Origin of the sequence: uncultured Enorma sp., from assembly GCA_905210055.1 — a bacterium.
In the GTDB taxonomy this organism is placed as follows: domain Bacteria; phylum Actinomycetota; class Coriobacteriia; order Coriobacteriales; family Coriobacteriaceae; genus Enorma.
In genome coordinates, this window is record CAJLVH010000094.1 from 1 (window position 1) to 7,592 (window position 7,592).

The following is a 7,592-nucleotide window of genomic DNA, read 5'->3' on the forward strand; positions in this document are numbered from 1 at the left end:
CCGCCGAGGCTCGAGATGCCCGTACCCACCTGGCCGAGCGCGCTGCCGAGGGCGAGGTTTCCCTGGCCAAGCTGGTCAACGGCGCTCGAGAAGCCCGTAAGCACCTGCGGAGTCGCCGCGGTGCCGGTGGCCAAGACAGCAACACCCCGGCCAACGAGCCCGTCGCTTGCGAGCTGGTCTACCAATGTTGAGATGCTCGCGAAACCTGCGCCCGGCGCAAGCGCGCCCTCATCATCGACGAGCATCATCTTCGCCGCGATCACGGCGTGCATCGCCGTCATAACGGAATCAGAGCTCTCATCGCACGAGGCAGAGATGAGCCCGGCCGCTGTAGAGGCGCGCTCGGCAGAAGACAAGAACGCAGCCGCGGAGGTATCGAACGATTCGGCGGCAGAATACGCATCGTCGAGGCCTTCTGCGGCGGATGCCGCAGACGCGCTCGTCTGCTCAGCCTGCTCGGCAAGCGCCGTAGCATCCTCGTCCAACTGGGAAGATACCTCGGCGTATGTTGAAGCGTCCGTTTCGAACTGCGCGATGAGTTCCCGCTGGGATTCATCGGGCTCCTCGGCTTCGAGCGCTTCGGCAAGCTCGATGATGCGCTGGGTTTTCGTGTCGACCTTTTCGCCGTGGGCGATGAGCCGCGCATAGGCGTGGACCTTGAGAAAAAGCTCGATGATGCGCTCGCGGTCGAGCCACTCGCCCGCGATATCATCGATCTTCCGAGCGTCACCGACGAGACCTCCGGTGCCGTCCGATCCCACGGCCGCCTCGGAAAGGGCATCAGCCTGCCCGGCAACCGTCTCGACACCCGAGCGCGCGCCGTCAATCCCATCGCGCACGGCTGTGGCAGAATCGGATAGTCCGGGCGCAGCATCAGACATCTCGGTTGCTGCTGCAGAAAGCCCGGGCACCTGCTGCGAGAGCACCGTTTGCAGCTGCACCAGGTCGCCCAGCGACGCACTTGCGGCGTCAAGCGAGCCGGATGCCTGTGTGACCAAGGCAGATAGCCCCTGATGCAGGGAAGTAAGCCCCGAAGATACCCCTTGGGCTGCGGAGACGAGCGCCTCGTACTGCTCCGCAGTCGAATCCATGGCGTCGGCGACGGTCGATGCGCCCGCGCCCGCCGCGGTCACGCCGCTCGCGATGGCGTCCACGCCCTGGGCGAGCGCGTCGGTGCCGACGGCGGTCTGCTCGAGCCCTTCAGCGATCGCGCCCGTCCCCTGCTCGAGCGCGTCGTAGGCGCTATCGAGCATGACGGTGCCGTCCGCCGTGAGCGACAACGTGGAAGCCTGGCCGTTCACGCTGTTCAAGACCCGCAGCATGTACTGCTCGCCCAGATTGGCGCGCAAGCGCGACTGCACCTGCTTGAGCGCAGCGGAACCGGCGCGCGTAGCGAGCACGTTCTCCGAACCGGTCGAGATGATTCTAATCTGGGCGCGCGTGGGGTCGGAGCCGTCCACGCTCGCGACCCTTTCGGAATAATCCGCCGGAATCTCGAGCACGAGGGCATACGTGCCATCGGCAAGACCGGCGAGCGCCGTATCCTCGTCCACGGCATCCCATGCGAGTTCAGAGGAATCCATGAGGTCATCGACGAGCTCTGCACCGGAGTTCACCGTCGAGCCACGCGCGCCGTCAATGCCCTCGTCGAGGTTCACGACCGCGACGGGAATGCGCGCCTGGCCGTCGAGCGCAGGCGCCGTCGCCGCTGTGAACACGAGGGCGAAGACGGCTGGCAGCGCGAGCATAAGAACGAGCACGAGCGCGAAGCGACGCGACGCAAGGCGCGCGCTCACATCGCGTACGGCATCTACGAGCAGGCGAATCATGCCATCACCTCATCTGCCGAAGAATCCATTTCCAGGGGCGCGGGCTCATCGAGCAAGAGAGCGCTCGACGCCGCATGCGTCGCACGCTCCTCGCCAGTCGCAACGACCACCGCGAGCGCGTACTCGGAAGCGTATGCGCGAAGGCATGCCATGAGTTCGCACGCGTCGTTTGCCGAAAGACCGCTCACGAAGGGATCCGTGAGGTCGATGAGCGCGACGCGGGGCTCGCCGGCGAGTGCTAGCGCGGCGGAAAGGCGGGCGCGCGGCGCTGGATCGAGCCGGGATACCTGCTCGCCCGCGCGCGTGGCGACACCCATCGCGGCAAGCAGCGGCAGGGCGTCGGACGTACCTCCCCGGGGGCTGCAAAGGCGCATCTCGCGCGCGACGGCTTCTTCGACGGTGCATACGCTTTGAACAGGAGCGACGTGCTCGAACACGCCGAGTCCCGCTGTAGTACGGGAAAGCCGGGTGCCGAGGCCGAAGGGCAGGGTACGCGCCGCCGTGAGATCGGTGCCCGCGACGACGAGCGTGCCCGAAGTCGGCCGCACGAGCCCCGCGATCGCAAGCAGAAGGTCGCGCGCCGGCGCATGCGAGGACGAGAGCACCGCGAGCACCTCGCCTGCGCCAACCGAAAACGACGCGAACTCGAACGAGCGGTACGAGCGTTTGGAATATGAGATGTCGTGCGCGCGCACGACGGGCTGTTCGTTTTGAGCCACGGGGCCTCCACATACGTTCGCGGCGCGCATGTTGCCGGCGCGCCGCGAGAAGCGAAACGTTTCTACATTAGTACCCCATTTTGCCATGAAATGGCCGCACACTTCGTCTATACCTATGCCGTATAATGCTTACGCCGGCCGGCAAACGACGAGGCGGCCGGTTCGCAAACGATAAGGAGCAACCATGACCTCCCCCGTCCGCGTCCGCTTCGCCCCCTCACCCACGGGCAAGCTCCACATCGGCGGCGCGCGCACCGCGATCTACAACTGGGCGTTCGCCCGCGCAAACCACGGCACGTTCATCCTGCGCATCGATGACACGGATCCGACGCGCTCGACCGACGAGAACACGCAGATCATCCTGCGCGCCATGCGCTGGCTCGGCCTCGACTGGGACGAGGGTCCCGATGTAGGCGGCCCGTTCGCGCCCTACGCGCAGACCGAGCGTCTGGATCTGTACCGCGAGGCGGCGGAGCGCCTGCTCGCCGAGGGCAAGGCCTATCCCTGCTTCTGCACGCCTGAAGAGCTCGAGGCGGATCGCGAGGCCGCACGAGCCCGCAAGGATCCCTTCCAGGGCTACCAGCGCCGCTGCCGGAACATCCCGGCGGATGAGGCGCGCTCCCGCATGGAGGCCGGCGAGCCCTACACGATCCGCATCAAGGTGCCCGAGGACCGTGGTGACGTGGTGATCGACGACGCCGTGCACGGGCGCGTGGTCTTCGACGCCAAGGAGCTCGACGACTTCGTGATCTTCCGCTCCGACGGCACGCCCACCTACAACTTCACGACCGTCGTGGACGACGCCGCCATGGGCATCACACACGTGATCCGCGGCGACGACCACCTCTCGAACACGCCGCGCCAGGTCATGGTCTACGAGGCGCTGGGGGCACCTGTACCGGTGTTCGCGCACATCTCGATGATCCTGGGTGCCGACGGCAAGAAGCTCTCCAAGCGCCACGGCGCGACGAGCGTCGAGGAGTACCGCGATGCCGGCTACCTCTCGGATGCCTTCGTGAACTACCTGGCGCTCCTCGGCTGGTCGCTCGACGGCGAGACCACGGTAATCCCACGCGATGTGCTCGCAAGCCGCTTCAGCCTGGACCGCATCTCCAAGAACCCGGCGACCTTCGACCCCAAGAAGCTCGATTGGATGAACGCCGAGTACATCAACGCGATGGGTGACGAGGAGTTCACCGATAAGATCATGCTGCCCGCGCTCGAGGCGGCCGGCACGCCCGTGATGCGCGAAGCGCACCCTGCATGCTGGTGGGCGCTTCTCGCTTCGATCGTACGGCCGCGCACGAAGATGGCGCCAGACGCCGCGCAGGTCGCCGCTCCCATCTTCGCCACCGCCGCCACGCTTGCCTACGATGAGAAATCTGTGGCAAAGGGTCTCGCCAAAGAGGGCATGGGCACGGTGCTCGACGCCGCGCGCGTGGCGCTGGGCACGGTCTCGGCCGATGACTGGCACGCTGCCGAGATCGACGCCGCGCTCGAGCCGCTGCCCGATACGCTCGACTTGAAGAAGCGCGTCGTGTTCCAGGCGGTGCGCGTGGCCGTGTGCGGCACCATGGTGAGCCCGCCGCTCGGCGAGACCATGGAGCTCATCGGCCGCGATGACTGTATGGCTCGCATCGAGCGAGCACGCGAAATGGCGCTCTAGCGCAGAGCGCGGCCACACCTGGAGCGAATGCGTACCGAACGGGTGCGTCCCCGGCGGATGCTTTCCGGGTTTTCCTGCGCGGGTGAGGTTTCCTCTTGACTGGGGGTCAAGGGGCTTTGGCGGTACTCCCCGCGTGAGCGCGGGTGCTCCAGCTTCGGATGCCTCGCGCTCCATACACCTTACGTGTTTCCCGTGTACGCGGGGCGGAAGCGGCATCGCCCGCGTCCGTCTCGCTTTTTGTCCGCACGACATGGTACTGGTATAGGAGGAGATACCGCGGCAAGAAGGAGGAAGCATGGCAGAGCGCATCCAAGACACGAAACGCGACTATGACGGTGCAGACGAACAGAGCGTGAAGGGCGGCTGCGATACGCAAGCGGAACGTACGCTCGTCATCGGCGATATGCACTGCAAGGAGGAACCCATCCTCGAACGCGTGGACGCGGCGATCGAGCAACTCGGCTGCGGGCGCATCGTGTTCTGCGGCGACTACGTAGACGAATGGCACTCGAACCTCCTCACCATGCGCGATGCCCTCGACGCCCTGCGCACCTGGGTGCTCAAGCGTCGTGCGGACGGCCTGACCGTCGACCTCGTGACGGGCAATCACGACATGCAGTACCGCCTGCGCGAAACAGGACCGGGCACGCACGCGCCGCTCTTCGACGAAGTGGCGCACTTGCTCGATGAGCTTAATGTGCGCGCGGCCACAACCGTGGGCAACACACTTGTCACCCATGCCGGCGTCACACGCAGCTGGGCGACGGACTGCCTCGACCTCGCCGAGGGCACAGACGCGCAAACCATCGCCCGGCAACTCAACTCCCTCCTCGACCATGGACAGAAAATCTCGCTGCGCATGCTCGCCATGGCGGGCGCGGGCCGCGGCGGCTACGAGCTCCCCGGCCCCCTCTGGGCGGACCGCTCGGAACTCGCGCACGACCCGCTTCCGGGACTCGACCAAATCGTCGGGCACACGCCGGTGGAATCCATCGACCTGTGGAACATCCCGGCCGAAGACGGCGTCCGCACCGGAGCGCGACTCGTGTTCTGCGACACATTCAGCCTGAAGAGCAATCTCTCGCCTATCGGAGACGGCAGCATGCTCCTCGTGGAGGGCACGGGCGTCCGTGCAGTCACCGATGAGGAGCTCGGCCTTACCCCCTGGCCGGCTACCATCTGGGATTGGATGACCATCCACGTTCTGCCGTTTTTGGGTTAGAAAGGGGGGGGTGCGCCATGACGCGTACCGAGACGGCGCGAGTCGAGGCATGCGATGCGCCGGGCATCGAGCGCATCCTGCGCGGCGGCTGGGCAACAGACTTCAAGGCGGTTCTGCTCGCGCATGAGGTGCCCGCCCTGTGCACGCTAGACGAGGCGCTGCGCGACCGGCCGGTGACGCGGTTTCTCGTCTATAAGCTGTTCGCGCACTGCAATGTTTACACGATCCAAACATACTGCGGAGAGAAGAGCGCGGAGTACGAAGCATCGCGGGCCGCGCGGACGCTGCTCGCCGGCGCAGCACGGGAGACGGGCACGAACATGCGCCTGCATCTTAACAAGAAACGAGATGAGCTCGTCCTTCCGACGGGGTGCGCAGGTAGCGCGAGCAGCGAAGCGCCGTACGCAATTGCAGACTACGATGTCATGAATTCCGTGGCTCTGCGTTTCAAAGACTGCAAACTGGGAACGACGTGGTTCAGCCTCATGAAACTGCTCGTCGACCTCGACGCTCTGGGGCTTGGGCAGGATGCAGACAAGGACATGCTCTGCGCTGCGGTCGCGGAGCGCGTCGAGGGTGCACAGGGCGACTCCGCACGGCTCGCCACCTTGTTCCGCGACGAACGGAAGGTCATCGTCGAGAGGCTTGGTGCGCAACCGCGGGTCCACCAGGCGCAGATCTACGAGGCGCTCGCGCACTATACGGACCTCACCCACACCATCGGGAACTTTGGCCTCATACCCTTCGGTCATCCGGGAACGCGCCGGACCTTCAACCCATGGAAAGGCCGCGGCGGCGTTACGGGTGACCGCCAAGATTGCTTCCTCGAAGCGCTTCGCAACGCCTGGGGCACGTTCACATGGAAGCTCTCGGACGGCTCCGAGGTGCCCTGCGCGGAGGTCATGTCCTTTCCCGACTATATCCGCGCAGCGCAGCTTGAGCTCTACTGCGTGGGGCGCGAGGTGGTCGAGACGTTCCTAGATGCAGCGCGTCACGAGGACGCAGATGGCATCATCGCTGCCTACGCGCATGTCGAGCAGGCATGTACGAACATACCGGTCGACCTCGATAAGGAATTCCCCAGCGAGCCAGCCGGGGTCGCCCACCTTAAGGGCGCAACACTGCGCATCGAAGCGCGCGGGCGGCTCATCATGGCGCGGTACCGGCACTGTCAACGCCAGTCCATTTGATACAATCGGCTCGGTTCATCAACGCGATCGCGCTCGGCGCATCCGAGCGGTTCGTTCGCGCCAGCACAAGGAGGGGCAATGTCGGGCACATCCGCTGCACCGTCCGCATTCGAAATCTTGGGCCCGATCATGGTCGGACCATCATCGTCGCATACCGCAGGGGCGCTCCGCCTCGCGCAGGTGGCGGCTTCGCTCATGGAAGCGCCCGTGGCACGCGTGCGCTTCGTGCTGCACAACAGCTTCGCCCACACCTATCGCGGACACGGCACCGACCGCGCGCTCGTCGCGGGCATCCTCGGACTCGCCACCGACGACGAGCGCATCCGGGGCGCCTTCGACCTCGCTGCCGCACGTGGGCTTTCCTTCGAGTTCGTGCAAGGTGCGGACGACTCCCACCTGCACCCCAATACCGTCGACATCGAGATGACCGACGACACGGGAGCATCTCGCTCCGTGCGCGGCGAGAGCCTGGGCGGCGGGCGCATCCGCCTTTCGCGCATCAACGGCGTGAGCGTGAAGATCACCGGCGAATACGACACGGTGTTCGTGGCGCACCGCGACGCCCGCGGCGTGCTCGCCGCCTTGACCGTGCTGCTCTCGACCTATGGCCTCAACATCGCGTTCATGCGCACCTACCGTACGGAGCGCGGGGGCGCTGCCTACACCGTGTTCGAGCTCGACGACCTGCCGCGCGGAAGCCAGCTCGAAGCGCTCCTCCAGGCGCTGCGCGGACACGAGCACGTTGAGGTTGCGACGCTCATCCGCATGCCGGGCACCACGCGCACCCCCGATGGAAGCGAGCTCGCATCCGACTTCTCCGATGCCCGGGAGCTTCTCGCCCTGTGCGAGCAGGCAGCTGCCAGCATAGGCGCTATCGCGCGTGCCCGCGAGGAGGAGCTCTCCGGTGCCGATGCTGCAAAGAAGACGATGGAGCGCGTCATCGCCGCCATGCGCGCCGAGACCACC

At 65.9% G+C, this 7,592-nt stretch carries 6 protein-coding genes; 4 read left to right on the forward strand and 2 right to left on the reverse strand.

Translation table 11 applies throughout. The features are described 5' to 3' along the window. Both QZ079_RS06660 and QZ079_RS06665 read right to left on the reverse strand, forming a co-directional pair. Window positions 1-1,829, reverse strand: a 1,829-nt coding sequence (locus QZ079_RS06660) for a YhgE/Pip family protein (protein ID WP_297036726.1), incomplete at its 3' end; no start/stop codon positions are given. Beyond that, window positions 1,826-2,548, reverse strand: coding sequence for a hypothetical protein (locus tag QZ079_RS06665; RefSeq protein WP_297036729.1), 723 nt, complete (start codon window positions 2,546-2,548; stop codon window positions 1,826-1,828). The genes QZ079_RS06660 and QZ079_RS06665, both read right to left, overlap by 4 nt. A 184-nt stretch (window positions 2,549-2,732) precedes the next feature. On the opposite strand from QZ079_RS06665, the gene gltX reads away from it, so the two are divergent. The 4 genes from gltX to sdaAB all read left to right on the forward strand — a co-directional run. Further along, a complete protein-coding gene (gltX, locus tag QZ079_RS06670) occupies window positions 2,733-4,214 on the forward strand; it encodes a glutamate--tRNA ligase (protein WP_297036732.1) in 1,482 nt (493 codons plus the stop codon). Window positions 4,215-4,509: 295 nt separating this feature from the next. Next, window positions 4,510-5,436: a metallophosphoesterase gene (locus QZ079_RS06675; RefSeq protein WP_276767347.1), complete on the forward strand. Its 927-nt coding sequence runs from the start codon at window positions 4,510-4,512 to the stop codon at window positions 5,434-5,436. Between the two features lie 17 nt (window positions 5,437-5,453). Further along, window positions 5,454-6,626 carry a hypothetical protein gene (locus tag QZ079_RS06680; protein ID WP_297036735.1) on the forward strand — a complete coding sequence of 391 codons (1,173 nt, stop codon included), beginning with the start codon at window positions 5,454-5,456 and terminating at the stop codon, window positions 6,624-6,626. Window positions 6,627-6,704: 78 nt separating this feature from the next. After that, a partial coding sequence (gene sdaAB / locus QZ079_RS06685; protein WP_297036738.1) for an L-serine ammonia-lyase, iron-sulfur-dependent subunit beta occupies window positions 6,705-7,592 on the forward strand: 888 nt, incomplete at its 3' end.